This window comes from Microbacterium saccharophilum (genome assembly GCF_007992455.1).
Classification (GTDB): Bacteria; Actinomycetota; Actinomycetes; order Actinomycetales; family Microbacteriaceae; genus Microbacterium; species Microbacterium saccharophilum.
In genome coordinates this window covers 31,469-57,507 of record NZ_BKAH01000006.1, presented here as the reverse complement: position 1 = coordinate 57,507, position 26,039 = coordinate 31,469, and the positions used below count along the sequence as shown (strand labels likewise).

General features: G+C 65.5%; 23 protein-coding genes, 1 tRNA gene and 1 pseudogene. 5 read left to right on the top strand and 20 right to left on the bottom strand.

Annotation, left to right across the window (positions count from 1 at the left end):
- Nucleotides 1–11: 11 nt before the first annotated feature.
- A complete protein-coding gene (locus MSA03_RS07860) occupies nt 12–1,100 on the top strand; it encodes a trypsin-like serine peptidase (protein WP_170245471.1) in 1,089 nt (362 codons plus the stop codon).
- A gap of 251 nt (nt 1,101–1,351) precedes the next feature.
- Here MSA03_RS07860 and MSA03_RS07855 read toward each other — a convergent pair whose 3' ends face one another.
- The 3 genes from MSA03_RS07855 to MSA03_RS14340 form a co-directional block, all read right to left on the bottom strand.
- The gene (locus MSA03_RS07855) at nt 1,352–1,825 is read right to left on the bottom strand and encodes a MarR family winged helix-turn-helix transcriptional regulator (protein ID WP_218028808.1); all 474 of its coding nucleotides are present in this window, start codon (nt 1,823–1,825) and stop codon (nt 1,352–1,354) included.
- Between the two features lie 488 nt (nt 1,826–2,313).
- Nucleotides 2,314–2,895, bottom strand: coding sequence for a hypothetical protein (locus MSA03_RS07850; RefSeq protein WP_244946365.1), 582 nt, complete (start codon nt 2,893–2,895; stop codon nt 2,314–2,316).
- A gap of 354 nt (nt 2,896–3,249) precedes the next feature.
- Nucleotides 3,250–3,356: transfer RNA gene (locus MSA03_RS14340), tRNA-OTHER, on the bottom strand.
- Nucleotides 3,357–3,677: 321 nt separating this feature from the next.
- Between MSA03_RS14340 and MSA03_RS14690 the strand changes: the two are divergent.
- Together MSA03_RS14690 and MSA03_RS14685 are read left to right on the top strand one after the other, a co-directional pair.
- Nucleotides 3,678–4,037: pseudogene (locus MSA03_RS14690) on the top strand (N-terminal phage integrase SAM-like domain-containing protein); the annotation flags it as partial.
- Nucleotides 4,038–4,497: 460 nt separating this feature from the next.
- The gene (locus tag MSA03_RS14685; protein WP_371863087.1) at nt 4,498–4,887 is read left to right on the top strand and encodes a tyrosine-type recombinase/integrase; all 390 of its coding nucleotides are present in this window, start codon (nt 4,498–4,500) and stop codon (nt 4,885–4,887) included.
- Nucleotides 4,888–4,934: 47 nt separating this feature from the next.
- Here the strand turns inward: MSA03_RS14685 and MSA03_RS07830 are convergent, their stop codons facing one another.
- The 17 genes from MSA03_RS07830 to MSA03_RS07750 form a co-directional block, all read right to left on the bottom strand.
- Nucleotides 4,935–5,831, bottom strand: coding sequence for a PfkB family carbohydrate kinase (locus MSA03_RS07830; protein WP_147050274.1), 897 nt, complete (start codon nt 5,829–5,831; stop codon nt 4,935–4,937).
- A complete protein-coding gene (locus MSA03_RS07825) occupies nt 5,828–7,054 on the bottom strand; it encodes a glycoside hydrolase family 32 protein (protein WP_170245470.1) in 1,227 nt (408 codons plus the stop codon). The genes MSA03_RS07830 and MSA03_RS07825 overlap by 4 nt, the downstream gene beginning before the upstream one ends.
- Before the next feature lie 80 nt (nt 7,055–7,134).
- Nucleotides 7,135–8,184: a LacI family DNA-binding transcriptional regulator gene (locus MSA03_RS07820; RefSeq protein WP_147050272.1), complete on the bottom strand. Its 1,050-nt coding sequence runs from the start codon at nt 8,182–8,184 to the stop codon at nt 7,135–7,137.
- Nucleotides 8,181–9,542, bottom strand: a complete 1,362-nt coding sequence (locus MSA03_RS07815; protein ID WP_147050271.1) for a NosD domain-containing protein — start codon at nt 9,540–9,542, stop codon at nt 8,181–8,183. The genes MSA03_RS07820 and MSA03_RS07815 overlap by 4 nt, the downstream gene beginning before the upstream one ends.
- A 21-nt stretch (nt 9,543–9,563) precedes the next feature.
- Nucleotides 9,564–10,400, bottom strand: coding sequence for a carbohydrate ABC transporter permease (locus MSA03_RS07810; RefSeq protein ID WP_147050270.1), 837 nt, complete (start codon nt 10,398–10,400; stop codon nt 9,564–9,566).
- Complete coding sequence (locus tag MSA03_RS07805; RefSeq protein ID WP_147050437.1) at nt 10,397–11,251, bottom strand: carbohydrate ABC transporter permease; 855 nt, start codon at nt 11,249–11,251, stop codon at nt 10,397–10,399. The genes MSA03_RS07810 and MSA03_RS07805 overlap by 4 nt, the downstream gene beginning before the upstream one ends.
- A gap of 155 nt (nt 11,252–11,406) precedes the next feature.
- Complete coding sequence (locus MSA03_RS07800) at nt 11,407–12,729, bottom strand: ABC transporter substrate-binding protein (RefSeq protein ID WP_147050269.1); 1,323 nt, start codon at nt 12,727–12,729, stop codon at nt 11,407–11,409.
- A gap of 144 nt (nt 12,730–12,873) precedes the next feature.
- Entirely contained in the window at nt 12,874–13,851 is a 978-nt protein-coding gene (locus MSA03_RS07795; protein WP_371863085.1) for a LacI family DNA-binding transcriptional regulator, read from the bottom strand.
- A 32-nt stretch (nt 13,852–13,883) separates the two neighbouring features.
- Nucleotides 13,884–14,795: a carbohydrate ABC transporter permease gene (locus tag MSA03_RS07790; protein ID WP_147050267.1), complete on the bottom strand. Its 912-nt coding sequence runs from the start codon at nt 14,793–14,795 to the stop codon at nt 13,884–13,886.
- Entirely contained in the window at nt 14,792–15,673 is an 882-nt protein-coding gene (locus MSA03_RS07785) for a carbohydrate ABC transporter permease (protein ID WP_147050435.1), read from the bottom strand. Before MSA03_RS07785 ends, MSA03_RS07790 begins: the two co-directional genes overlap by 4 nt.
- Nucleotides 15,674–15,737: 64 nt before the next feature.
- Nucleotides 15,738–17,066, bottom strand: a complete 1,329-nt coding sequence (locus MSA03_RS07780) for an ABC transporter substrate-binding protein (RefSeq protein WP_147050266.1) — start codon at nt 17,064–17,066, stop codon at nt 15,738–15,740.
- A gap of 52 nt (nt 17,067–17,118) precedes the next feature.
- Nucleotides 17,119–18,591, bottom strand: coding sequence for a glycoside hydrolase family protein (locus MSA03_RS07775; RefSeq protein WP_147050265.1), 1,473 nt, complete (start codon nt 18,589–18,591; stop codon nt 17,119–17,121).
- A gap of 126 nt (nt 18,592–18,717) precedes the next feature.
- Nucleotides 18,718–19,194 (bottom strand): GH32 C-terminal domain-containing protein, encoded by a 477-nt coding sequence (locus tag MSA03_RS07770; protein ID WP_503826266.1) that lies wholly within the window; start codon nt 19,192–19,194, stop codon nt 18,718–18,720.
- On the bottom strand, nt 19,082–19,645 hold the full coding sequence (locus MSA03_RS07765; protein ID WP_147050263.1) for a glycosyl hydrolase family 28-related protein: 564 nt from the start codon (nt 19,643–19,645) through the stop codon (nt 19,082–19,084). The genes MSA03_RS07770 and MSA03_RS07765 overlap by 113 nt, the downstream gene beginning before the upstream one ends.
- A 36-nt stretch (nt 19,646–19,681) precedes the next feature.
- Nucleotides 19,682–20,761 (bottom strand): carbohydrate kinase family protein, encoded by a 1,080-nt coding sequence (locus MSA03_RS07760; RefSeq protein ID WP_244946362.1) that lies wholly within the window; start codon nt 20,759–20,761, stop codon nt 19,682–19,684.
- Nucleotides 20,742–21,983: a glycoside hydrolase family 32 protein gene (locus tag MSA03_RS07755; protein ID WP_147050261.1), complete on the bottom strand. Its 1,242-nt coding sequence runs from the start codon at nt 21,981–21,983 to the stop codon at nt 20,742–20,744. The genes MSA03_RS07760 and MSA03_RS07755 overlap by 20 nt, the downstream gene beginning before the upstream one ends.
- Before the next feature lie 2 nt (nt 21,984–21,985).
- On the bottom strand, nt 21,986–23,344 hold the full coding sequence (locus tag MSA03_RS07750; RefSeq protein ID WP_147050260.1) for a glycoside hydrolase family 172 protein: 1,359 nt from the start codon (nt 23,342–23,344) through the stop codon (nt 21,986–21,988).
- A 210-nt stretch (nt 23,345–23,554) separates the two neighbouring features.
- Between MSA03_RS07750 and MSA03_RS07745 the strand changes: the two genes are divergently transcribed.
- Together MSA03_RS07745 and MSA03_RS07740 are read left to right on the top strand one after the other, a co-directional pair.
- Nucleotides 23,555–24,562, top strand: coding sequence for a LacI family DNA-binding transcriptional regulator (locus MSA03_RS07745; RefSeq protein WP_147050259.1), 1,008 nt, complete (start codon nt 23,555–23,557; stop codon nt 24,560–24,562).
- Nucleotides 24,563–24,665: 103 nt separating this feature from the next.
- Nucleotides 24,666–25,985, top strand: a complete 1,320-nt coding sequence (locus MSA03_RS07740; protein WP_218028807.1) for an ABC transporter substrate-binding protein — start codon at nt 24,666–24,668, stop codon at nt 25,983–25,985.
- The last annotated feature ends 54 nt before the right edge of the window (nt 25,986–26,039 follow it).

Here is a 26,039-nt window from a genome sequence, read left to right as displayed (position 1 = left end):
CTCTTCTCAGCATGGACGAGAACAGCAACGGCGCCGAACCGCCACTGAACGAACGCCAGCTCCGCGTCGGCAGCATCGATGTGCGGCCACACGAACAGGATCCTCCGACACCGATCACCGCGTCGTTCGACCTCAGCGTCGACTCCGACGAGAAGCCGGACATCGCGCTCGAGCGCACGGGGGACGGCAAGTGGCGCTTCAACGTCGTGGTGTCGGGCTCGCGGTCGGCGGTCATCGAACGCGCGGCGCCGCAACTGGTGCGCGTCCCCGCCAGGAAGCTCACCACGGGGCTGTCGAAGATGAAGCCGGGCGAGCTTGCACCCTCGATCCCCGCGGACCGCGACGACCTCGCGATCCGGCCGCGCCTGTCGAAGGAGCTGCGGCGGGTCCGCGGCTTCCGCGACGACCGCGATGTTCGCCCGACGACGGTCTTCAGCCCCGACGGCCGCTGGGTGTACTACGACACCCGCTACCCGTGGCGGTGCCTGGTGCGGATGACACGGCCCTCCGGCTGGAGCGGCAGCGGTGTGCTCATCGGACCGCGCCACGTGCTCACGGCGAGCCACTGCGTCGACTGGACGCCCGGATGGCTGAAAGTCGACGTGCTGTACACGAACGGCAGCTCCCTGGCATCCGCGTACGGCACCTGGGCGTACTACACGCAGAAGGTGACGGCGGCCAATTACAGCTCGACGAACATGGATGACGACTACTCGGTCATCGTGCTGGACCAGCGTCTCGGCGACCGTTACGGATGGTTCGGCACGCGCACCTACTCCGACTCCTGGGACGACGAGGTCCTGCCCTGGCGCAACATCGGCTACCCGCAGGACTTCAGCTGGACAGGCGACCTCGCGACGTATCAGCGCGACTTCGCTCTCGATGAGGAGGACTACGACTCCGATGCCGGTGGCACGGTGCTGCTCAGCGACACGTTCGACAATTGGCCCGGCCAGTCCGGCAGCCCGGTGTTCGGGTTCTGGTCCGACGGGCCGTACGTCGTGGGCGTGACCTCGGGCGAGAGCAGCTCGAACAACTTCGTCGCCGGCGGCGACCGCCTCACTGGACTGGTGCGCCGCGCCCGCCAGGAACACCCCTGACGAACCGCGGCGGTCCGATCACCGTCCGGTCAGGTCGGTGCCGGTGATGAACGACGAGTCGGGGCGATGCTGTTGACGCGGGCTCCGCGCTTGCCCCAGGCCAGGCGCGCCGCCTGCACGCGCACCTGGTTGGCGCGCTTCGAGATGCTGTAGGCGGCACCGGGGTTGGGCAGAGCCTCCGACTGCAGGAAGGGCAGGGCGAGGAGGTCGTCCGCGGGGTCCTAGGCGTCGCCCGCTGAGCACTCAGCCGATCAGCTAGACCGTTCCGCGGGCGAGAGGTGGACCTGCGCCGCGCGTCGCAGCGCGCTGATTCCTCGGACCAGCGCGGCGAGGTCGTCCGGGTCGAGGGTCCTCAGAAGCTCGTCCGACGCTGCGCGGTGATCGACGATCTCGTTGTAGAGGTCGGAGCCGCGTCGTGTCGGCGCCAGAGTCTTCACCCGCCGATCGTTCGCGGACTCCGCTCGGCTCAGATATCCGAGCTCCACGAGACGATCCACCCCTGCGGACACGCTCGGCGCGCTCACGCGCAGCCGGTCGGCGAGCTCCCTGCCCGTGTGCGCCATCCCTGACGCGACGAGGAGGAGGGTCTTCAGCTGCGACAGCGTGAGGTCGAGGCCGAGGAAGGGCTGGACGCGCTCCTCAGTGAGCAGCCGCGCCAGGCCGCGACCCTCCAGCGACAACTCTTCGATCAGCTCCGCCGACGTCAACCTGGGCACATCACTCACCTCCGGGTTTGAACCTATCACGGCTAACCATTAGGTTATGACTAACTATTAGTTCGATACGTAGACCGACTGGGCCTACAGAAGGCGGATGGCATGCCTCACACCATGCATACGATTCAAGACACCGAGTCGGCGACTCATCTTGCGCAGCAGCTCCTGGATGCCGGACGCTCCGTCAGCCTCATCGCGAGAGACACGTCGCACTTCGCGATGCTCGTGAACGAATACGGCGACCGGTTCCAGACCATCCCCTCAGCTGGCACACCATCAGGAACGTCCAAGAAGCTTTCGCATACGCCGAATCCATGCACTCTCAGGGGGACGTCCTGATCATCGTCAGCGAATGAAGCCGAACCCTCCACCGCGGCGTGCGCCGTCGCCATTGCGGGCCAGTCATCGGGATTCGCGGCGGCGACTGCCGCGAGGTCGCGTCGTGCCTCGTCGATCGGCACGACGACGTCCTGGTGTCTGGCGCGGGCCACGCTCCGTCATGATGTGGCGGCGAAGTCCTGACGAGTGAGCACCTTGCCGTTCGGCAATGGATGCTCCGAGCGACTCACCTCGAACCACCCGACCGCGCTCAGCGCGGCGGCGAGTGCGTCGGGGTCGACCTCCGAGGCGATGGATTCGAGGCCGACGAACGCCGACGAGTACTTCGTCTTGCTGACGACACCCACCTCGCCGTTCCGCTGCGTGACGCAGGAGGGCACGCCGATCGCTGTGGTGTTGGCTGCGACGAACGCGGCGAACTCGTCGATGCCGATGTACTCGATGAGCAGGTTGGCGATCAGAAGATCGGTCGGAGTGATGGCCAGGCTGCGGTCGATGGAGCATTCGATCAGGTGCATTCGGTCTCCGAAGCGGGCTTCGTATCGCGACCGGCATGCTTCGAGGTAGTCCGCATTGATGTCATACCCGGAGACCGAATCGACCTCAGTCTCATCGAGGGCATCCAACCCGTTGCCGGCAGCGATCCCCCGAATTCCTACTCTGCGGGAAGGGTGGTCGCGGAGTTGCGCGGCTGTGATGCCGAGGAGCGCGGCGAGCTGCCCGACATCTGGGTCACTCATGTGCGACTCGTAGACATCGAGGCCTATGCCCCGCCACGGATTCGTCGGCATCCGTCAACGATAGAGGCGGGGAAGACCGCGATCGGCCGAGGCGACCAGTGCGTCAACCGAACTCGACGAACTCCACGCCGAGCGGCGCCTCGGTTTCGAGCGACACGCCCTCCGGCATTTCGCCGCATCGACCTGGCTGCGCCTGGGAGCACCCGTCAACGAGGTGGCGGCATACCTGGGCGATGACTCGCGTACCGTGCTCGCCACATCTTGGGCGAAGGACGGCCCCGCGCGCACGCGAGCGCGACCGCGCGGACGCTCACATAGCGGGAAAACGAAAAGCCCCGGGTAACCGGGGCTTCATGGCGGAGACGGAGGGACTTGAACCCTCGGTTCCCGTAAGGGAACTCCACCTTAGCAGGGTGGAAATGCCAATCTTCGGCTGTTGAGCTACCGATGACCCAACCTCCGCGACATTGCGCGCAAATCCATCCTGATCTCGGCTTTCCCCCCTCGGCGCGCTCGTCTCATCACGCACTCAACACACTTACAACTCGCCCGCATCGCCTCTCTCGGGCCACTCGGGACACTTTCGGGACACTGTCGCACAACTACTTGCGATGGGCCGCGCGGCATCGGGAACTTCAGCTTCCCAAGCTGATAGCGCGGGTTCGATTCCCGTCATCCCCTCCACTTTTCCGCATAATTTCGCGGGTCGGTCGCCACAGGACCTCACGTGGTGCCATGCGTATGTGTACACCGATGTGTACACCAAAGCGTACGATTGACGCATGGCCAAGTCGCGCGAGCACGGGCAGGGGGCGCTCTATTGGGTCGAGTCCCGCCGCCTTTGGCGCGCGGTGATCGATGATGGCTTCGATCCTGTGACCGGCAAGCGCCTGCAAAAGGCTCGCATGTCGAAGACCAAAGAGGGAGCTGTCCAGAAGCTCAACCAGATGTTGCGTGAGCGCGACACAGTGGGGCGGGTGCTGGATCGCACCACACGGGTCTCCGAGCTCGCCGACAAGTGGCTCGACGATGTGTCGAGCCGCGCCAAACCCAAGACACTCGCGAACTACCGCTCGAACGTCAACGCCAAGATCAAGCCGGCCCTCGGGACGCGTCTCGTGTCAGAGCTGACTCCTGCTGATGTCCGTCGCCTCCACGCGCGCGTGCGTGCGGCCGGCATCGGCTACTCAGGCATCTCGAGCGTGCACCGGACCCTCGTCACCATGCTGGAGTACGGCCGCGCGGAGCGAATCTGCACGGAGAACGTTGCAATGCTCACTCCACCGAGGCGTACACAACAAGGCAGCAGTCGGGATTCGCTGCGACGTGAGGATGCGCGTGATCTTCTCTCTATCGAGGATCCGCGGTGGACGCTAGGACTGTTGACGGGCCTGCGCAGCGGTGAGGCGCGCGCCCTGCGCCACCAGGACGTCGACCTAGCGCGCGGCGTCGCCACCTTGTCCTGGTCGATCACTGAGGCAACCTTCACGCACGGCTGCGGCGGCACCTGCGGCAAGAATCGCGGGGGGGAACTGCCCCCAGCGGCACATCGATATCTCCGACGAGCTCGACTGGGAGCCGCTCTCTGGCCGGTTTGTATTCGTGCGACCCAAGAACAACACCGCCCGGCAGGTCCCGCTGACGCGAGAAGCCACGGCGCAGTTGCGTATGTACATAGACGAGGACGGCGGGCCCAACCCGCATGGCCTGATCTGGCACCGGCCTGACGGCCGGCCGCGCGAGAACAGCGACGACAACGCCCACCTGCGCGCAGCGCTTCTGAAGGCCGGCGTCGACCAGCCTCTCGCGACAACGCACTGGCTACGCCACTCGTACGTCACCCTGTCTGAGCACGCAGGGGTCCCGTGGGCGGCATTCTCCGGCGTGAGCGGTCACGGCACTTCGGAGGCCTCGGATCCGTACCGACACGTCCTCACAGATGAAGGACGCCGCGCAGTGAGCACACTGTCAGATTGGCTAGCTCAGGACTGACCGAACGACTGAAAAAGGACTGCTGCACGGATAGGTCAAGATGTCACCTATCCGTGCAGCAGTCCCGATGTGGGCTCGAGATCGCTCCGAGTCGGAAGATCGGCGCCGGAACGGCCCACGGTGATAGCTGCGGCCGTCGCACAGAACTCGCCCAGGCGGTTCAGCCTCTCTGCCCCGAGGTCCCAATCCGCCTCGGCAAGTAGCGAGGCGATGAGCGCCGCCATGTAGGTGTCGCCGGCACCGACCGTGTCAACGACGTCGACTGAGGGCGCAGCGACTACGACCCTCGCGGTGCGGGTGGAGAGGATCGATCCATCGCCACCGCGGGTGATGGCAACAAGGTCCGGACCGAGTTCGTGCAGTCGATCCGCGACCTTGTCGAGGGGGAGGCGCGGGTACAGGGCCTGCGCATCCTCTTCGCTCAGCTTCACTGCCGCCGAGAAACGCGCAATGAGATCCGCCCGGGCGACAGCGTCCTGCGACCCCAGCAGCGCAGGGCGCACGTTCGGATCGAACGTGACGCGCGCGCCTTCAAGTCGCGCAGAGCGAACCAGACCCCTGACCACGCATGCTCCCGGCTCAACGAAGGATCCGATGGAACCGACATGCACCACCCCGTACGCAGAAACGTCGACGGGCTGAACCTGCCATGTCACGTCGAACTCGTATTCCGCGCTGCCGTCGGGCATGACGGTTGCTCGCGCGGTCGAGGTCCGCTCGAGCGAGAATGATTCGGGCAGAACGCGCACGCCGGAATCCTCCAGATGCGTGCGAATGCGCTCGCCGCGCTCGTCCCTCGCCAGAGCGGTGAGTAGATCGACCTTCACACCGAGGCGCCCCAGTCCGAGAGCTGCGTTGGATGGTGATCCACCCACGATCTCTACACCGCCGACAACGTCGATGAGCGCTTCGCCGATGACAAGGACCCGCTGTGCCTCGCTCATGAGAGTGCGCAGACCATGACGGTGCCGGCGGATACCGCCACGGAGAGATCCGAGCCTTTGGGCTCAACGGCGGCAGCGAAGAGTCCAGCTGACGATGACAGCTCCAAGACCGGTCCGTCGATGATCATGCGGATGACACCGTCGACGGGAATGCGGTACTCATCGGTACTCGTCGCCACGACGGCTTCGCCTCCGTCAACCTCGACCCTCACCGCATCTTCGCCACCTGACGAGATCGCGAGTGATCCTCCCGGCTGCGACCACTCGATGTCGGCCGCTAGGCCGTCGACCACGCCGTCGGGGGCGGGGGCGGACCGATGTGCGGCGACGTCCGGGTGGGGCGTCGCCACGAGTCGTCCGTCGACTTCGGCGATGCGGTACGGGATGCTGTGCGCGCCGACCCAATTCTCACCGCGGATGCCGCGTAGCCAGAAGGTGAGCGCCAATTCCCCTTCGGCATCGGTGAACAGGGATGGGGCATACAAACTCGGACCCCAGGTCAGCTTTGTCCAGTCGGCGGCTTCGAAGCGCCCCTCCAAGAACGTCCCCACGGCGTACGCGGCGTAGTGGAGGACATCCGCGTCCCAGATCGAGGAAATCAGCATGGACCGGTCACCAAGTTCGAAGACCTGCGGGCATTCCCAGAGCGCACCCATCCATACGGGGTCGTGCAGAGCAGTGCTGCGTTCCAGCGCAACGCCGTCGTAGCTCCATTCCTCGAGATTGCGAGAGGTGTAGGTCAGCGCTCTCGCCGTGCCGTCCCGATCCGCGCCGCCAACGAACATACGCCACCCGTCGGCCTCGCGACGGATGAACGGGTCGCGGAAGGCGATCAGATCCATTCCCTCGGGGGCATGGACGACCACATCATCCTTGGCCCACACCGTCCACTGGTCATCGACCGGATGGGCGACGCGCACTCTACCGATACCGAAGTCCGGAGTGGAAATAGCCGTGTAAAACGCGCGCGCCGACCTTCCGGTGCCCACGATGCATCCGGTCCATATCCCGTCATCGCCGTCTCCGGGCGCGATCGCGACCTGTTTCTCTCGTAGCGAGAGCAGGTCGCGCCCGGTTGCGTGGCCCCAGTGGCAGTCGGGGGCCCATTCCGTGCGACCCGGCACGTATTGGAAGAACACCTGGTAGCCGTCATCGGTCGCGGTGATGCCGTGCGGATCGTTGATCCAGCCAGAGGCGGGGGTGAAGTGGATGGTGGGTCGCATGCTGCTTTCTTTCGTCATGGGCGAAGGTGCGGGAGGGCCCGGTCGCGAGTCTGCGGGATACGACTCGGACCCACCCGCGGTCAGGTGGAGGGGGATGAAACCGACCCTCGGTGGATGACGGGGCCGCGCAGGAGTGCGGACTCTGCCGCCGCGACTTCACCGGCACCAGTGCCGTCTGCGTCTCCGTCGATGAGGCTGAACAGGTGCTCCGCGCCCCACACGCCCATGTCGTAGTGGGGCAGTTCGATCGTGGTCAGACCGGGGTAGACCCCGTCGGCCACGTATTCGTGGTTGTCGAATCCCACGATCGACACGTCGTCGGGGACGCGAAGTCCGAGCTCTGCGCACGCGCGGTAGGCGCCCAGCGCGAGCCGGTCGTTGAAGCAGAAGACCCCGGACGGCCGTTCCGGTGTGTCCAGGAGTTCCATCGCTGCGGCGTACCCGCCCGCCGGCTCCGACTCGACGGAGATGACGCGCACCGACGACGCATCCACGCCTGCTTCCTCGACGCGTTGGAGGAACCCCGCGAGGCGGCCGGAGGACGCAGGGATGTCGTCCACGTTGTTGATGAACCCCAGTCGCCGGTGGCCGGCCTCCAGCAGGACCTCGGCGGCATCGCGACCGCCGGCGACTTCGTCGGGCGCTACCCACGGCACGCCCGGCGTCGCGCACTCCGCATTCAGGAACACGGTCGGCACGCTGGCGAGCTGACGCGGCAGGGTCACCGCGCGATGGAACATCGAGGCGTAGAGGATGCCGTCGACCTGTCGCCGCAAGAGCTCTTCGATCTCGCGGTCTTCGACGTGGCGCTGGTAGCCGGTGGAGACGACGAAGAGCACCGTGTCGCGCGCCAGCGCGACCTCTTGCGCGCCCAGGATGAGCTTGCTGGCGAAGGGCGTCGTGACGATCTCATCGCCGATCAAGCCGATCGTGTGAGACCGCTGTGTGCGCAGGGACTGGGCCAGGCCATTGGGGATGTAGCCCAAGCGGCCCGAGACCTCGAGGATCCGCTGCTTGGTCGCCGGGTTGACGCGCAGCCCCGGCACATCGTTCAGCACGTGCGAGACCGTGGTGATCGAGACTCCGGCTTCGGCCGCGACCTGCTTGATCGTGACGCGGGGCTGCTTCATGGCGTGTCCTCCGGGGAGTGTGTGGCGATGCCGGGCGTGGCACGGAAGGCGTTCGTGCGCGCATCCAAGATCACCTGATCATCACGGCCCGAGTCGAGGACGGTGTTCAGGCGTGCCGAGGCGTCGACCATCACGGTCGTCACCGCGAGTTCGCCGGACTCCCCTGCACCAAGGAGCGCATCGACTTGACCTTCGAAGCACTCGTCGGTGGCCGTCGCGACCACCGACGAGGCGACCGCGTGATTGGCCGCGATGTGATTGCCGTGCCCCGACGCGATTCGGATGATCACCGGCGTGGACCCTGCGGGCCGCACGCCAGCTGGGTCGACGACCTCGGAGACGTGGTTGCCGATGATCGAGTTGCCATCGCCTTCGATCCGGATCAGGCCGTAGTCGTCGTCCCGGCCGTTGTCGACCCCGCTGAACGGCGTCCAGGGTTCGAGATCACGCAACAGGTGATTGGCGCCGAACAGGTTCTCCGCGCTGCCGCCGTCGAAGACGACCATGCCGGGATAGAACGAATGCAGACGGTTCGCCGTGACCGAAGAGCGCTTCACGCCCGTCAGGTGCACGCTGCTCGACCCGCGCGGGAACACGTTGTTCGCGGTGACGAGCAGACCACCGTGGTTCTCCGCGTAGATAGATTGGCCCCAGGGCCCCGCGCCGATCAGGTTGTCGGTGACCTTCGAAGCCTGACCCCAGCCGCGCAGTTCGATTCCGTTGCCGCACTCGGCGATGAAGTTGTCATGCACCGTGAGCGCGTCCGCCTTCTCGATCCACAGCGCGTGTTCGAGATAGATGAGCCCCATCTCTACGACGCGGAGAGAGTCGTTGGGTTCGGTGACGATGATCCCCACGCGGCCGTTGCGATAGGAGTTCTCGGGATTGCCGTGAGGACCCTCGCCGGTGAAATGCAGTCCGTCGATGCAGAACCTCGCGAACTCGACGGAGCTGATCCGCGGGCTGCCCTCACGGGCGACCACGAACGCCGCGCGGTGAGCCGGCGGAAGGTCGTCATCTCCCGGCAGGTCGACGAGAATGCGGCTTCCCCCTGGCCACAGCTCGTGAAGGTCTGCCTGGTCGGACTCGGGCACGTTGAAGCGGATGCTCGAGGACGTGAAGCCGTGGCCGTCGCCTTCGATCCGGAGGAAGCTGACATCGATGAGCACGGGCGTGCGGAGGCGGTAGTCGCCCGGAGGAATGCGGATCACCGCCCCGGGCTTGCCGCCGTCCCGGACGTCCTTCGACGGCTGGGTCCTCTTGATGTCGTCGATGATGTCGTTGATCACCGCTCCGATGTCGTCGAACGGGTCGCCGTGCGGCCAGGTCGTGACGTCGTATCGATTGTGGGTCGTCATGTCCGCTTCTTTCGCGTGTCCTCAGCCCTTGACAGCGCCGAGAGTGAGTCCGGCGACGATGTGTCGCTGCAGGAACAGGGTGAGCAGGATGACGGGAATCGAGTACACGGCGGCCAGAGCGGTCATCCCACCCCAGTCGAGCCCGAACTGACTCTGGAAGTTCGCGATCACGACGGGGGTCGTCTGCGCGCGCACCGACGTGAGGAGCAGCGCGAAGAGGAACTCGTTCCACGATGCGAGGAAGGCGAAGATCGCCGTCACCGCCAGTCCGCCGGACACCACGGGCAGCACGACCCGCCACATCGCCTGGAGCCGGTTGCACCCGTCGACCTCGGCCGCCTCGCTGAGCTCGTCGGGCACGGCTTCGAAGAAGCTCGCCATCAGCCATATGGAGAGGGGTAGCGAGATTGTGGTGTGCGCCAGGGCGAGCCCGAACGACGTGTCGGTGATCCCCAGGTTCCGCATGATCTCCACGAGCGGCGCACCGACGGCAATCGTCGGCACCATCCGGGTAACAAGGGCCGCGACTATGAAAACGCGCCCGCTCGGCGTGCGGAACCGCGTGATGGCGTAGGCCGCCGGCACGGCCAGCACCAGCGAGAGGATCGTCGAGATCACGGCAGTCACGACACTGTTGATCAACGCCGCGGGGACTCCCTCGCGCGAAAGCGCAGCGACGTAGTTGTCGAGCGTCCAGACCTTCGGCCATACGCTCGGCGGCACCGCGATGGCATCCAGCGGCGTCTTGAACGAGGTGAGGACCAGATACAGGAAGGGGAAGCCGTACAGCACCAGCGCGACGGCAAGCAGTGCCCACAGGATGATGCGGGAGCGGCCACGCGTTTCGAGAGGCTTCATCGCGCACTACTCCCCGGACGCCAGATCAGCATGATCGCCGCGATCGCGACGGCCAGCATTGCCAGCAGGTAGACGGTGCCCATCGCGCTCGCCAGGCCCGGGTCGCCGAACCGGGTCATGGTGCGATAGATGAGCAGGCTGAGTGTCGTCGTGCTGCCCTGTGGGCCGCCGTCGGTCTGGATAAGGATGATGTCAAATGCACGTGCGGCGTCGATACCGCGCACGATCAACGCGACGGCGATCACGGGGCGCAGGAGCGGAATGATGATGCTGAACAGGATTCGCGGATAGCGGGCGCCATCGATGCGCGCCGCCTCGATGACGTCGCCGGGGACGTTCTGCAGTCCCGCGAACAGCACGAGGGTGATGAACGATGTGGTCAGCCAGATGTCGGGGATCGCGACCGAGAACAGGGCGATGTCAGGGTTGCTGAGCCATTGGATCTGATCGGGGCTGGAGAGGATGTGCGCCTCGAAGAGAAACTGGTTGATGATGCCGAAGTTGTCGATGAGGAGGAACCGCCACAGCAGACCGGCGACCACCGGTGCGATCATCAGCGGATACATGAAGATCGTGCGGAACACCGCCGACCGGCGGCCTAGCGCCGTGAACAGCAGTGCCACCGCGAGCCCGAGGACGAACTCGGCGACCACGACGACAAGGGTGTAGACGACGGTGCGCACGGACGCGGACTGGAATGCCTCTGAAGCGAAGGCGGTGGCGTAGTTGGCGAAGCCCACGAAGGTGCGCGGTGCTCCGGCGAATGGCGAGATCTCGTAAAAGCTGTCCGAGATGAATCGAATGAGCGGCCAGAGCACGAAGGCCGCCAGGAACAGGGCGGCGGGCACCATCAGCAGCAGCGCAAACCGGCGGTCGCCCTGATCTTTGCTGCGGGCGCGGCGCCCGGGCCCCGAGGCTGGGGCGGCGTGCGCCGCCCCAGCCGTGGCCAGTGGAGTGGTCGTTTCCACGGGAGGTTCCTTCTTGCGAGGTCGAACGGAGCGTTCGACTACTTGACGATGGACTCGATCTGCGACTTGGCGTCGGAGAGGAGTTTGGCGGTGTCGGCGCCGGGCTCCACGGCCTTTTGCAGCATGGGCGTCAGGACGGAGTCGACGATCTCCTGCCAGTTAGAGGTCGCAGGACGTGGCAGCGACTGTGGGGACTCGAGGGTCTCGACTAGTGCAGGGAAGTTCTCGAATCCCGCCGTGCCGTTCTTGCTCTCGAACGCGCTCTTGCGCGCCACCAGGCCGAGCGAGGTGTCGGCGGAGAGGTCGTTGTGCTCGTACGCGAACTGAATGAACTTCTTCGCGGCATCCTGGTTCTTGCCGGTCGACGGCAGAGAGAGGTACCAAGCGCCGGGCACTCCGGCGATGCCTCCAGGACCGGCGATCATCGGCCCGACGCCGATGTCGTCCTTGATCGGCGAGTCGGCAGGCGTCTGGCGGTACGCGTGACCCCAGAAGCGCATCATCGCGAGGTTCCCCTGGTAGAAGAGGTTCTGCGCACCAGCCCAGTCGAGCTGCGCCGCGCCCGAGGGAGCGTACGGCAACAGGCTGATGTAGTAATCGAGCGCCTTCTTGTGCGCAGCGTCGTCGATCGTGACCTCGTTCGTCGAGGCGTCGAGCACCATCTGCTTCTCGCCGGCCTGCGAGACCGTAGCGAGCCACTCGGTCTCCACCGCGCCCTTCACATCGGTGCCGTACAGGTCGACCTTGCCATCCCCGTCGGTGTCACGCGTGAAGAACTCCGCGGCATCCTTGTACTGCTCCCATGTCGTCGGCGCGGCGAGCGGGTAACCGTACTTCGATTCGAAGTCCGCCTTGTTCTTCTCGTCATCGAAGAGGTCGGTGCGATAGAAGAGGATCTCCGAGTTTGTCCACACCGGCATGCCGACGAAGTGGTCGCCGGACTGCGCCTCGGTGACGAGCCCGCCGAACAGATCCGACTTCACGTCGTCGGTGAACAGGTCGTCGATCGGAGCCAGTCCGGGCGCGAAGGCCGTCAGCCAGATGGCGTCGACCGCAGCGACGTCGAACGACGGGCTACCGGCCTTGAGCTCCGACGAGATCCGGTCGTACAGACCCGCGTACGGAAGCTCCACGAGGCTGACATCTATGCCGGTCTCCTTCTTGTACAGGTCGGCGACCGGCTGGAGCTCGGCCTTGCCGCCGCCTTCGACCACGACCGTCAGCGTCTTGCTGTCACCGGTCGCGTTGGGCGCGGTGCCGCCGGCACCGCATCCGCTGAGGACCACGGCAGCAGCAGCCACCGAGGTCAGGGCGAGCAGGGCACGGCCGCGTCGTGCGTCACGTGTGCGAAGCTTCGTCACTTCGACTCCTTCATTGGGGTGTGCGATGAGGTGCAGACTCGGTGCCAAGACGTTTTGGCAAAACGTCTTGGCATGAAGATAGCAATGCTTCGACCCCGCGTCAATCGGTATTGAAAGAAGACGCCTCAGCGACCGACAGTGCCGTCAGACCGACTGCCGCTGGATGACCGGGCAGGCGACGAGAGTCGGGATCGCCTGATCAGCGGTGTCGAGTCCGAGCAGGATTCTCACTCCTACGACACCGAGGTCGTAGTGCGGGAGTGCGACCGAGGTGAGGGGTGGGCGCAGGTGCGCAGCGATGACCTCCTGATTGTCGAACCCGACGACGGCGACGTCGTCGGGAACACGGAGGCCGTGCTCGCGCAGGCCATCGTAGAGGCCCATCGCCACGCGGTCGTTGTGACAGAACACCGCCGTGACACCGGACTCCACGATGCGGCCCGCGGCGCCGTAGCCGCCCTCCTGCTCGGGCGAGGCGTCGAGGACGAACGAAGGATCATGTTCAATGCCGGCCGCATCCAGTGCGGCGCGATAGCCCGCCAGGCGGCCCGTCTGTGCGGGTGAAGGAGTAGTCGTGTTGATGAACGCGATCCGTTGGTGACCGGCGGCGATCAGCTTTTCGGTGGCGGCGCGCCCTCCCTGTTCCTCGTCGGGGACGACGGCGCACAACCCGCTTCCCCGCGCGAAGCAGTCGACGAGAACGGTGTCGGTCAGCTCAAGCTGTTCGGGGACGGAGATCTCGCGGTGGTACCAGCTCGAGTAGAGGATGCCCCGCACCTGGTGCTCCAGCATCATCGCGATGGCTTCGTTCTCGGCATCTGCGTTGCCGTCGGTGTTGGCGACGAGGAGAACGTAACCGTGTCTCCACGCCTCGTCTTGGGCGCCGTGGATGATCTGTCCGGCGAATGGCGTGGTAGCGATCTGGTCGGCGACCAGTCCAATGAATCGCGATCCCCCCTGTGACAGGGTCTTCGCGAGCGCATTGGGGCGGTACCCGAGTTCGGCGACCGCATCGTGCACCCTGCGCCTCGCGTCGTCGCCGATCCGCGCACCCGGCTTGTCGTTGATGACGTGCGATACGGTCGCGATGGATACGCCCGCCGCCTTGGCAACGTCGCGCATCGTCACACTGGAGGTCCCACCCGAACCGCGGCTCATCCTTTCGTCGCCCCGCTCTCCAGGCCCTGGATCATCGCCTTGTTCAGAACGAGGAAGACGAGCAGGAGCGGCGTGACGGTGACGCACACCGCGGCGAACGTCGCGGTCCAGTCCGTGTTGCCCATCGCCCCAATGTAGTTCTGCAGACCGAGCGGAATGGTCTTCAGCCCGTCGGACAGCACGAACGTGTTGGCGAAGATGAAGTCGTTCCAGATGAAGATGCTGTTGACCAGGACGACCGTGATGATGGTGTTGACCGACAGCGGAAGGGTGATCTGCGCGAAGATGCGGTAGGGGCCGGCGCCGTCGAGCGACGCCGCCTCATAGTTCTCGCGTGGGATGTACTCGTAAAACGACGAGAAGAGATACACCGACATCGGCAGCGCGAACGCCGCGAGGGGAATGATCATCGACATGTGCGTGTCGAGGAGCCCGACCTGAGAGTAGTCGATGAACAGCGGCACGAGCGCGATCTGCACCGGCACGATGATCCCGAGCAGGAACAGCGCGCGTACGAACCCGCTGAACCGGAAGCCCAGAACCTGGAGCGCGTACGCCGCCATCATCCCGGCGATCACGATGAGCAGGCTGGCGCCGAGCGTCACAATGAGACTGTTGACGATGTTCAGCCCCAGATTGCCAGTCGCGAAGGCGCGCCCGTAGTTCGCGAGGGTGAACTCCGACGGGAAGGCGAACGGGTTCCCGCCCGCAAAGTCGGATGCGGTGCGGAAACTCGTGATGAACAGCCAGGCAAGCGGATACACCTGCACGATAACGATCAAGATGACCGTCACGGTAAGCAGCGTCTTCTGGACCCTGATCCGCGGCGAGGCGCTCCGGCGTGGCGGGGCCTCACGCTCGGGCGGCAACGGCTTTGGGGACTCGCGCGTGAGCGTCGCGGCGGTCATGAGTCGTCCCTTCGACGGAGCAGCAGCAGGATGAGACCGACCGCCACGAGGCACTCGATCACGATGAATACAGAGATCGCGCTGGCGTAGCCATAGTCGGTGTGTACGAAGGCGGTCTTGTACATGTAGGTGGTGAGCAGTTCGGATGCCTGCCCGGGGCCGCCGCCGGTGAGGAGGTAGGGGATGTCGAAACCCCGCAACGCGAAGGTCGTCGCCATGATCGTGGTCGTGATCCAGACCGGCCGGATGTACGGGAAACGGATCTTCCAGAACACCTGCCACCATGACGCTCCGTCGAGGCGCGCCGCCTCTTCGAGCTCGCTTGGCACTGCGATGAGTGCCGCGTAGATGATGAGCATGTACAGGCCGGTGAAGCGCCATCCCTCAGGGATCGATACGGCGACCAGAACGGTCTGCACGTTCGACAACCACGCCGTCTGGAGCTGCTCCAGCCCGACCCCCGCGAGAACCTGGTTCAGCAGTCCGACCGGATCGAGCGAGTAAATGCGCTGGAACAGGAGCGCGATCGCGACCGTGGAGATGACAGCGGGCAGCAAGTACAGGGTCTTCACCAGCTCGCGGGCACGCGGAAGTGCGGTGAGGAGGCCGGCGACGAGGAGCGCGCCTCCCAGCTGCAGGACCAGGCAGATAGCCAGGTAGCCGAGGGCGTTGCCGAACGCAGTCCAGAACACGTCGTCGCGGGTCAGCATCTTGACGTAGTTGTCGATGCCCGCGAAGGCAAGGTCCGTGATGCCGTCCCAGCGGAAGAAGCTGAGGACGAGTGACTGCAGGATCGGCAGCAGTACCGCAACGCCGTAGAGCAACAGCGGCGGCACGAGGAATACCAGGACAGACAGCGTCGAGCGCCGCGGGAGCATCGCCCCGTACTGGCGCCGGGACCGCCGGGGCGGGCGCGTGACGCCCGTCCCGGCGTGTGCCATCTCAGCCACCGACGTTCTCCGTGAGGGTCTTGTCCATCGTCTCGATGAACTCGTCCGGAGTGATCTCACCCTGCACGAGGAGCGTGAGCTCCTGCTGCAACCGCGTGTTCGTGGCAGGGTCGAGCTGGGTGTCCCACGGCATCGCGATCTTGGGTCCGACGTCTTCGGACTGCTCGATCGCGCGGCCGTACAGCGGGGTCGCGTTGTCGGGGATCGTCGTCTCGACGCCCGTCGTGGGCGACAGGGCCCCCGTGGCCGCATAGATCTCGGGGTAGCGCTTCAGGGCGAAGCTCAGGAAGTCGCGCACGAGAGGATCGTACGTCTTGGCGTTGACCGCCATGCCGATGCCCGACGGGGTGACGTACTCGTTGTCGTTCGTGACGGCGCCATCGATCGTCGGGAGCGTGAAGTAGTCGACATCACCGCGGACGCCGGCATCCAAGGCGTCCGTCGCCAGGTTGCCGAGTTCCCAGGTCCCGATGTTGTAGACCGCGGCCTTGCCTGAGGTGAAAAGCGCCTGAGCGTCTGCGTAACCCGTCGATGAGAAGCCGTCCGCGAAGCAGCCCGCTTTGCCGAGCTTGGAGAGCCATTCGGCCGCGGCCCGGCCGGCCGAATCCGCGAACGATGCCTTGCCGCTCTTCAGCTCCTGGACGTATTCGGGGCCGGCTTGCCGGAACGGGTAGTACGCCATGTAGCGTTCCAGCGGCCACTGGTCGGCTCCGTCCAGCGCGATCGGTGTGATGCCCGCCGCGCGGAGTCCCTCGCACATCGCGGGGAAGTCGTCGAGCGTCGCCGGCACCGTGACACCGGCCTCCTGCAGGAGTGCCTTGTTGTACCAGAAGAACTCGAGCTGGAACTCGAACGGCACCATGTAGAGAGAGCCGTCGTCGAAGCGCTGGTAATTCAGCGCCGCTTCCCGATACTGATCCTGCAGGCCGATGTCGTCGAGGAGCTTCTCCACATCCACCATGCGCCCCTGCTTCGCGAGCTTCTGCGCGAAAGGCGTCGCGTCGGTGTCGAACAGCTCGGGAAGCTTGTTCGCCGCGGCGAGCGTCTCGTACTTCTGAATGTAGGAGGGCCGGTCGGGAGTCGTGATCAGGTTCAGCGAGAACCCCGGGTGATCCTTGGCGTACTCATGCGCGATCTGTTCCATTGCCGTGATGACCCCGCCGTCAGCCGGCCGGGACAGCAGCCATGAGATCTCGCGCGGGACGACATCGCCCTCGGGGTCGATCTCTCCGCTGGGAGCAGTGCCGCCGCAGCCTGACAGCACGAGGGCTGCCGTCGCGGCGACGCCGACGAGCGCGAGCCGGAGTGCGTGTTTCTTCATTGTCGAATCTCCTTTGATTTTCGGGTACCGCAGTGTGAGAGATGGGATGCGCCTACGGGCGCGCGCCGACAAGCGCAGCCGGAGCGATCGGGGCGACGAGGGAGCGCTGTGGTGTGCGCAGCGTGAACTCGGCGATGCGGAGCTCTCCGTCGTCGACGAACGCGCCAACACGGCCAGTCGGCCGATCGTAGACGCGCGTGCTCAGTACGACGGCGTCATCGAGGGTGGCGACGCAGATGCTACCGTCGACGATCACCTCGAGAACATGCGCGCCGCCCGTCAGGTTGGCCGGTCTCTCGAGTTCGATCGCGAAGGGCACGTCTCCGGAGATCTGCCACTGCTCGTCGCCGGTCGATCTGCGCGGCCAGCGATCGAACACGAGGCGTCCGCGCGTGGGCTCGAGGCGCAGGATGTATCCCTCGTCTCCATCCTCGCTCGCGCGCAGCAGTACTCCGTATTCGCGTGCCCGCGTCCCCGCGTCGAACCGCGCGGTGAGGCGGAAGGCCTCCGGGACGTCGTGAGTTGAGACCAGCTGGGCGTGACCGTCGGGTGCGGAGATCACGGTGTTTTGCGCGAAGGCATCCTGCGGGTCACCGAACGTGTCGAGAAGTTCATGCGGCGGGTGGAATGCCAACGTCCCGTCGACGTTCTGCTCCGCCTCGAGTACGGAGAGGGTCCCGGCCCACTGCCAGGCGCCGTCGTCGCTGCCCGCCTCGCGGCTGGCGATCCAACCGAAGAAGAGTCGCCTCCCGCCGAGAGACGCCGACTTCGCGGCATAGTAGGCGCGGCCATCGAGGGTGTCGTGCTCGGGGGCGATCCAGGGACCGGCAAGGGTGCGCGCCATCCGGTAGCGGGTCACAAACGCGTCGCTGAACTCGGATGACACCAGGTACCACCAGTCTCCCCATTGGAAGACCTCGGGGCACTCGTGCGCGACGCCTCTGCGCGGGTCCCAGAAAGGCTCCGCGGGGCGCCATGTCGTGAGGTCCGTCGAGGTGCACTGGGCGATCACGCCGCGTCGGCGCGTGGGGCCGTCGGCGTGGCGCGCCGTGATGAGCATTCGCCACAGACCCGACTCGTCGTCGTGGAAGACGAACGGGTCGCGCCAGTCGGCGCTCTCGTACCCCGGGTTGGCACCGAATGTGAGCTCCGGGTGACGGGTCCACGTCGCCATGCCGTCATCGCTGGTCGCGTGCATGACGAGCTGCAGCGGGAGCGCGTCCGCTCCTCGATGCAACGGGTTCTGTCCCGTGTAGAACGCGTGATGGACCCCGGCCTCGTCCCGGACGATACTCCCGGTATAGATATTGAAGTCGGCTGCCTCCGGCCCCCCGGAGCCGATCGCCGACCCGACCTCCACGAAATCGACGAGGTTCTCCGTCGTGATCCGATGCCACGGCATGCCCTCCTTCGGGACGCGGCGCGTGTCATGCAGGTAGAACAGGTGCAGGACGCCGTCCTCCTCGTAGGGGATCACGTCCCCCACCCATCCGTCCTCCGGTTGGTAGAACCCTCGTTGGCTCATTGTTGTCCTGTCTGGTTAAGCGGTTATCCAGACTATAGAGCAAACAAACGTGGTTGGTCAAGCGGTTAATCATCGGACTGGCCAACGACCAGAAGCGGGGCGTGGCGCTCGCGGACCGACCCGACCTCACATCTCTGAGTCCAGAGGAGGCTCCATGACCCGAAAGTTCTGCTCTTGGTCGAGCAGGCGCCAACCCCGGACGTCGTCCACCCGAACGTCTCCCTCGGCCACAAGACGGATGCGATCCGCATCGGTCCTCGTCGGGTAGACGCGGGTGGTGAGCGCGACACCGTCCACGAACACCTCGATAGAAGAGCGATCGAGGAAGACGCGTACCATGCAGGTGTCGCCAGTGTTGCCTTGAAGGAGCGGGAGGTCGCCGGAATGCGATGATCTGTCGACCTCGGCGTCGAGCGAAGAGCGTGAGCGGTCAAGGTTTATCGCGAGTTCTCCATCGCGGTCGCGCCGCAGCTCGAGGGTTGTGCTCTCCTCACCGTCCGGCGTAACTAGGAGGTCGAGCCTCAACCGTCCTGTCCGAGGTATCGTTGCCCGCAACTCGATCTCGACCTGAGTGCCCGTAGAAGCTAGGTGTCCGGCGACGATGAGGATCTCGGCGGCGGTGTCGACGCTTGGATGCTGACACTCCGTCGATGATGAAGTCACGGAACTCGACCGAGTTGATCCGACCGACCGTTGTGGGGCTCCCGGCGCGCTGGACCAGGAACGCAACTGACGTACCGTCAGTGTTTTTCATCTGGATGTGGCTGCCGCCAGGGAGAGTATCTATCCAGCCCGACGTCGAACTCTCATCGCGGATCGCGAGGGACTGAAATCCGTGCCCGGATCCCTTGATCTGCACGTAGCTGATGTCAATGATGACGCGTGTCTGGAGGTCGTAGTGCCCCGGCGGGATGTAAATGACCGCGCCTGGACGGGTCACCTGCGTCGTCTGCTGTGCCTTGATATCGGCGATGATCTCATTGATCACCCTTCCAATATCGGTGTGGGGGGAAACGCTCCCGCTGAAGGTGGTGACGTCGTAGACGGTGGACATGTTGTTCCTATTCGATGCGGAGAGAGAAGTCGACGCTCAGAGCACGCCGACGATCGAGGCGTGACCGGAGGTGTCGGGAGCCGCAGTCGCTTCCTCCCGCTCGCTCGCAGATGCGGGTGTATCCGAGAGGCGCCAAATGGTGGCTGCACCCGCGACGGCTAGGGCCGCAGCGAGGAAGGTACGTCGTGGTAGCGTCGCTCCCCCAGCTGATGACGGGAGATCGGCATTTCTCGGGAGGTCGGCACCGACGCGGGTGACGGTGACAGCGGCCGCCTGGGCGCCTCGTCTTCCGAGGCGTGTTAACGTGTCCGCGTCGTACTCGCCTGGCCCCACGCGCTCGTGGAACAGCTCCCGCGCAATGGCGGCCATGAAGCTGTCCCCCGCACCGACGGTGTCGGTGACGTGCACGGGCAGCGCGTCCACGTGGACGCGAGCGTCCGGGGAGGCCAGTTCTGCACCGGCTGACCCTCTCGTGAGGGCGACGGCGCGGGCGCCGGCGTCGAGCAGCAGATCGAGCACGTTGTCTGCGTCGAGGCCGGGGTAGAGCCAGGCGGCGTCCTCGTCGCTCAATTTCACGAAGTCCGCCCGTTGGGTGATCGCACTGACTTGTGCTGTCGCGGTCGCCCGGTCGGAAAGGAGCCGTGGCCGAATGTTCGGGTCGAACGTGAGCACCGCACCCGGTGGAAGCGTGCGCACCAGCCGAAGAACGTCGGCGGCCCCGGGGTTCACAAGCGCGCCGAGCGATCCCACGTGGACGAGTCCCGCCGCGGGTGGTGCGAAGGCGTCGAACGCGGGCCATTCGATGTCGAACTCGTAGGCCGCCGATCCGTCCCCGCCGATACGCGCGCGGGCGGTCGAGGTGCGCGCGAGTGTCCAGGATCGCGGGTCGATCTGCACCCCGCTGGAGCGCAGGTGGTCGCTGATGTTGCGCCCGCGATCATCGCGACCGAGCGCGGTGAGCAGCCGCACGGGGACCCCCAGCCGCCCGAGACCGAGTGCCACGTTGCCCGGCGAACCACCCACGTGCTCGGTCGACGGCTGCCCGTCGACCTCGACGATATCGATGAGCGCCTCGCCGACGACGAGCGCGTATCCGTCACGCGAGCGGGTAGACACGGAGCTCGCCGCCGGTGGATCTGGCCGACAACGGAGCATCCGTGACGTCGAGGCGCGCACCGAACAGGGCGACACCTGTCGACACCTCCAGCACTGGTCCGTCCACGATGACGCGGAGGACGGCGTCCTGACCCGGGACTGATGTGCTGACGTCCGCCACGGTGATCGTGAACTCGTCGCCGACGCGAACGATGGACAGGGCGTTGTCACCGCCGACGAGCACGTCGAGCTGGCCGCCTTCTGCGGGCTCCCATTCGATGTCCGCGACCGGATGCGGCACCGTCGCATCGGCGCTCAGTGTGCCGCGATGACGCAGGAGATCCTCGTGGGGGCGGGCGTGCAGGCGTCCGTCCTCGATTGAGAGTGCGTGGGGGATGCTGTGGGCGCTCGCCCACCCGTCCTGTGCTCCGCCGATTTCTCGCATCCAGAACAGGAGGCACGGCCTGCCCGACGCATCGACGAAGAGGGACGGTGCGTAGTAGCTGGTGCCATAGGTGAGTCGCCCCCAGCTGGTTGCGTCGAATGTGCCGTCGTTCTCGGTGCCGATCGCGTAGCCCGCGTAGTGCAGCACGTCGTCGTCCCAGACGGAGGAGACCATCACGGATCGGCCATCGAGCGCGAAGATCTGCGGGCACTCCCACAGTGCCCCCATCCACACCGGCTCGGTCTGCGTGGTCGAACGCTCCAACGCGATTCCCTCGTACCGCCACGAGTCCAAGTCTTCGGACGTGTAGGTCAACGCGGTCGCGGTGCCGTCGCGCAGTCCCGCCCCGACGAACATCCGCCAGATGTCCCCGTCTCGGCGCACGAACGGGTCACGGTAGGCGATGATGTCGAGCCCGTCCGGCGCGTCGGCGACGAAGGCGCCCTTGTTCCAGGTGTTCCAGTCGTCATCGGCGGGGGTGGCGATGCGGATGCGACCGATCCCGATGTTCGGCTGGGACGTGGAGGTGTAGAAGACGCGTGCGGCGCCGTTGTCCTCACGAACGAGCGAACCGGTCCAGATGCCGCCATCGCCGTCTCCGGGCGCGATCGCAACGGCCAGTTCGCGCAGCGACAGCAAATCGGGACCGACGGCGTGGCCCCAATGACAGTTCGGCGCCCACGACGTCGTGCCGGGCACGTATTGGAAGAACGAGTGGTATTCACCCTCCCGGTAGGTGATGCCGTGAGGATCGTTGATCCACCCCGACGTCGCCGTGAAGTGCAGCAGAGGACGCATGCTCAGCCCTCGCGCTCGTCGTAGCGGCGTCGCACCTCGCGCGCGATCTCACGGTTCCCGTGCTCCCACTGGTCGATCTGCGCACGGCGCTCGGCCCGCATCCGGTCGCGTTTGGCGATGAAGTCCGCCATGCGGGCGGCGGCCGCCTCGCGGCCAGCACGCTGATCGTCGGTCAGCTCCGGCAGCGGAGCCGTGATGACACGATCCACCGGCCGCAGCGGAAGTCGCTCGTCGACGGGCGGGATGTCCAGTTCCGGCGAGGGAAGGGTCTGGTACCAGTAGGCCGTCGACGACCATTCGTCGGAGAGATGGTTCCCATGCCCGTGTTCGAAGGTCACGCGGATGCGCTTGTCGAAGCGGATCGGGTCCACCAGGTGGAATCGGTAGCTGTGGTGGAAGCCGGGGACGTCTTCCTCGTGCACGATCGTCCCGTTGAACAGGTAGGCGTTGTGCTGCATGCCCCAGGCGTGACCGAAGTAGTCTTCCATGCCCGTCCCGTGCAGGCTGGGCGGCCAGGTGTCGTCGTCGATGAAGATCATGTCGTCGCCTTCGCCCCACCATGAGCCTTGGAAGTGTCGTACGGCGAGGGTGCAGCCGACATAGTGGCCGCGGCCCTCGGTTTCCAGTGCGACGTAGTTGTCCTTGCCATCGAGATTCGGGATCGTCGTCTCGATGCTGTTCGACTGCAGGTCGGGACCCCAGCCCTGCGTGGGCAGTGCGCGGCGCCAGTGTGCGTGGAAGTACACGGTGTCTGCCGGCAGCGGCTCACGAACCAGCTCGTAGTCGATGTAGAAGTACTGCAGGTAGGGGATGTCGTTCTGGTTCTCGACGACAATGCGAGCGCGCGTGCCGAACGGCATGCGGAAGTAGCTGTTGAAGGCGGCGCTGCCGCCGAAGGAGTGCAGTTCGGGTTCTTTCGCCGACACCGACAACGGGAGCGATTCGTACGACCCCGACAGCGAGTTCATCAGTCCGAAGAAGTCGCCGAGCGGCGCGACCACACTCGGTGTCTCCTGGTCGTCCCAGTACATCTTGAGGACGATCTTGCGGTAGTAGTCCGGGTCGACCACCTCCCAGCTCACGCCGAGAGCGTTGTGGATCTCCAACATGGGCACGCCAACCACGTTGGGGTCGATCTGTCCGGGACCGGGCTGGATGCGGCACGACTGGGTCATCCAGATGTGGGTGATGAAACCGGGGCCCTCGATGTCGGCGAGGGTCCGCTCCTCGCCGGGCATGATGATCCAGTTGTCGCGGTTGCGGCCGGTCTGGTCGAAGCTCGATACCCGGGCCGTGCGTGCCGAGCGGGCCTGAGTGAGGTCGCCGAGCAGTCCTGCCGGGCGGGGGGATGGGGTCGTCATCGTCCACTCCTTCGCCCCTTGTCGAGGGGCTCTCTCGGATGCCGAATCGGCATCGAAACGTTTGTCTGCACGACCATAGCGCGCTCGTGATCTCCCGCGCAAGAATCTGCTTGATTCATCCGAACTGCGTCCGTATTTCCGGTCCGCATCCGCGATGGGGTATGTTTGCGCAAACGCGATCGCGCAGCGAGGGAGATAAGGTCCGATCCGATGGCAACCATGGTGGATGTGGCCCGGATCGCGGGCGTGTCGATCTCGACGGTTTCGCATGTCCTCAACGGCACACGGAACGTCGAGCCGAAAACCCGCAGCCGCGTTCTGAAGGCGATCGAACAGACCGGGTATCGGCAGGACACGCTTGCCCGCGCGATGCGCAGGTCCAAGTCGGACAGTATCGGGCTCGTCGTCTCGGATGCCGGCGAGCCGGCATTCGCCGAGATGGTGCACGGCGTTGAGCAGGAAGCCGCCGCGCGAGGGCTCACCCTGCTGTTGGCGAATTCGGCGGAGGATCCGGAACGAGAGCGGCGAGCCGTCCGCACGCTCCTCGAACGCCGCGTGGACGGACTCATCCTGGCGTGCGCTGCGGCCGCGACGCCCTCGCTGCTCACGGACCTGCAGGACGAGAAGACACCCGTCGTTCTGCTCGACCGCCTCTATCGGGATCTGCCCTTCGACCAGGTCGGCGCGGACAACCGGGACTCCATGCGAGCGCTGGTGCGCCACCTCGCCGCGCAGGGGCACCGAGAGCTTCTCGTCATCGCGGGAGATGTTCGCGTGCCCGCATTGGAGGAGCGCCTCGACGGCTTCTTCGACGGCGTCCGCGATGCTCAGCTCGACGCGGGCGGACAGCACATCATTCAGGGCACCGACCGCGCCCGGATCGGGGACGCGATCAGGGTCGCTCTCGCAGACGGCAACGCCACGGCGATCATCGCCTGCAGCACCCCGCTCGCCGTCGCCGGGCTGCGCGCACTGGAGGACGCAGGCAGTGAGATCCCCGGGGACATCGCCTTCGCGACGTTCGACGGCTTCGACAATCCCGACCTGTTTCGCCCTCGTCTCACCACCGTGCGCCAGCCCGCCTTCGACATGGGAGTCGCCGCAGTGCGTCTGCTCATGGAGCGCCTCGATGCGCCCGACTCCAGCCCGAGAACGGTGCGGTTGCATCAGGATCTCCAGCTGCGCGAGTCCACCGAGGGCTTCGGATTCCCCGCTTGACACCTCTTCGAATCGCCTCTAGTTTGAGACAAACGTTTCCCGCAAACGTTTCGATATCTGATTCGATCTGCACCTTGCAGACGACACATCAAAGGAGATGAACGTGCGACGCACAGCACCCCGAGCGCCGCGGGGCCTACTGGTCCTTGCAGCCGCCGCCGTCGCGGTATCCGCCCTCGTCCTCGCCGGCTGCGGCGGATCGAGCGGCACGGACGCAAGCGGCAAGACCGAGATCACCCTCTCGATGCAGAACCCCGACGTGAAGACGGCTGACCCCGCGACGTGGGCGATCGTGCAGGCCTTCGAGAAAGCGAACCCCAACATCACAGTGACGGTGTCGGGCGAAGCCGTCGCAGAGCATCTGCAGAAGCTCTCCATCGCGGCGCAGAGTGACACCCTGCCGGACATCTTCTGGGTGTACAAGTCCAACGCCGAGCAGATGCAGCAGTCCGGACTCTTGCTCGACCTGGCACCGGTCCTCGATGAACTGAAGCTCACCGATTCCTTCCCCGCGAGCACGATCCAGAACTTCTCGGCCGGCGACGTGATCTACGGCGTCCCCTATCAGGGTCTGCTCACGGGACTGTGGGTGAACAAGAAGATTCTGTCCGACAACGGCATCGAGATGCCTCAGACCTACGACGATCTCGTGTCCGCCGCACAGAAGCTGAGCGCCAAGGGGATCACCACAATCTCCAACGGGGCCAACCAGTCGGCCTTCAGCGTGTGGTCCTTCCTCACGATGCTCGACCGGTTTGGCTACGGCGACAAGGTCGCCGGGCTCTTGGACGGATCCGTGCAGTACACCAACGACGATTTCCTGCGCCTGTATGAGCACATCGACGAGCTCCGCAAGGCTGGAGCGTTCGCCTCGAACGTGTCGACGCAGACCTACCAGCAGGCCGTCGACCAGTTCACGAGCGGAAACGCTGCCATGCTGGACTCGGGCGTCTGGGCGTCGAGTGCGATTCAGGAGTCCGGCATCGCTTCGGACATCGCGTTCTGGCAGGGCCCGCAGTTCTCCGACGGTGTCGGCGAACAGAACATCATCATGAACGTGGCCTCCGCCCCGTTTGCCGTCGACCACAACGTTGCCGACGACGAGACCAAGCTCGCGGCCGTGAAGAAGTTCCTCGCCTTCTACTACAGCGATGAGGCGCAGCAGATCCTCGTCGATAACGGCCAGCCCCCGGTGACGACGTTCCAGGCGAACGTCGACCCGACGACGCAGAGCGCACTGAAGGCGGCACTGGATGCCGCATCCGCTGACGGCGTCACCAGCCCGCAGTCCCAGCCCGACCTGCTCGTGCCCACTCCCGTGGCCAACGCGATGTACGACAGCATCTACGGCGTGATCCAAGGCCAACTCACCCCCGAGGCCGCTGTGGAGCTCGTCCAAAAGGCGTTCGACAGCAACCGGTAGACCACCTCCCGGGCGGAGCCGCAGCGAACTGCGGCTCCGCCCCCGTACACGAAA

Coding starts and splice junctions, on each gene's coding strand:
- MSA03_RS07820 (WP_147050272.1), bottom strand. CDS start 8,184: ATGAAGCAGCCCCGCGTCACGATCAAGCAGGTCGCGGCCGAAGCCGGA.
- MSA03_RS07755 (WP_147050261.1), bottom strand. CDS start 21,983: ATGCGTCCTCTGCTGCACTTCACGGCGACGTCGGGGTGGATCAACGAT.
- MSA03_RS07780 (WP_147050266.1), bottom strand. CDS start 17,066: ATGAAGAAACACGCACTCCGGCTCGCGCTCGTCGGCGTCGCCGCGACG.
- MSA03_RS07825 (WP_170245470.1), bottom strand. CDS start 7,054: ATGCGACCCACCATCCACTTCACCCCCGCCTCTGGCTGGATCAACGAT.
- MSA03_RS07815 (WP_147050271.1), bottom strand. CDS start 9,542: ATGACGACCCACAATCGATACGACGTCACGACCTGGCCGCACGGCGAC.
- MSA03_RS07745 (WP_147050259.1), top strand. CDS start 23,555: ATGGCAACCATGGTGGATGTGGCCCGGATCGCGGGCGTGTCGATCTCG.
- MSA03_RS07810 (WP_147050270.1), bottom strand. CDS start 10,400: ATGAAGCCTCTCGAAACGCGTGGCCGCTCCCGCATCATCCTGTGGGCA.
- MSA03_RS07785 (WP_147050435.1), bottom strand. CDS start 15,673: ATGCTCCCGCGGCGCTCGACGCTGTCTGTCCTGGTATTCCTCGTGCCG.
- MSA03_RS07850 (WP_244946365.1), bottom strand. CDS start 2,895: ATGAGTGACCCAGATGTCGGGCAGCTCGCCGCGCTCCTCGGCATCACA.
- MSA03_RS07750 (WP_147050260.1), bottom strand. CDS start 23,344: ATGACGACCCCATCCCCCCGCCCGGCAGGACTGCTCGGCGACCTCACT.
- MSA03_RS07860 (WP_170245471.1), top strand. CDS start 12: ATGGACGAGAACAGCAACGGCGCCGAACCGCCACTGAACGAACGCCAG.
- MSA03_RS07790 (WP_147050267.1), bottom strand. CDS start 14,795: ATGACCGCCGCGACGCTCACGCGCGAGTCCCCAAAGCCGTTGCCGCCC.
- MSA03_RS07795 (WP_371863085.1), bottom strand. CDS start 13,851: ATGCGCGACGTTGCCAAGGCGGCGGGCGTATCCATCGCGACCGTATCG.
- MSA03_RS07765 (WP_147050263.1), bottom strand. CDS start 19,645: ATGTCCACCGTCTACGACGTCACCACCTTCAGCGGGAGCGTTTCCCCC.
- MSA03_RS07805 (WP_147050437.1), bottom strand. CDS start 11,251: ATGGTGCCCGCCGCCCTGTTCCTGGCGGCCTTCGTGCTCTGGCCGCTC.
- MSA03_RS07775 (WP_147050265.1), bottom strand. CDS start 18,591: ATGAGCCAACGAGGGTTCTACCAACCGGAGGACGGATGGGTGGGGGAC.
- MSA03_RS07830 (WP_147050274.1), bottom strand. CDS start 5,831: ATGAGCGAGGCACAGCGGGTCCTTGTCATCGGCGAAGCGCTCATCGAC.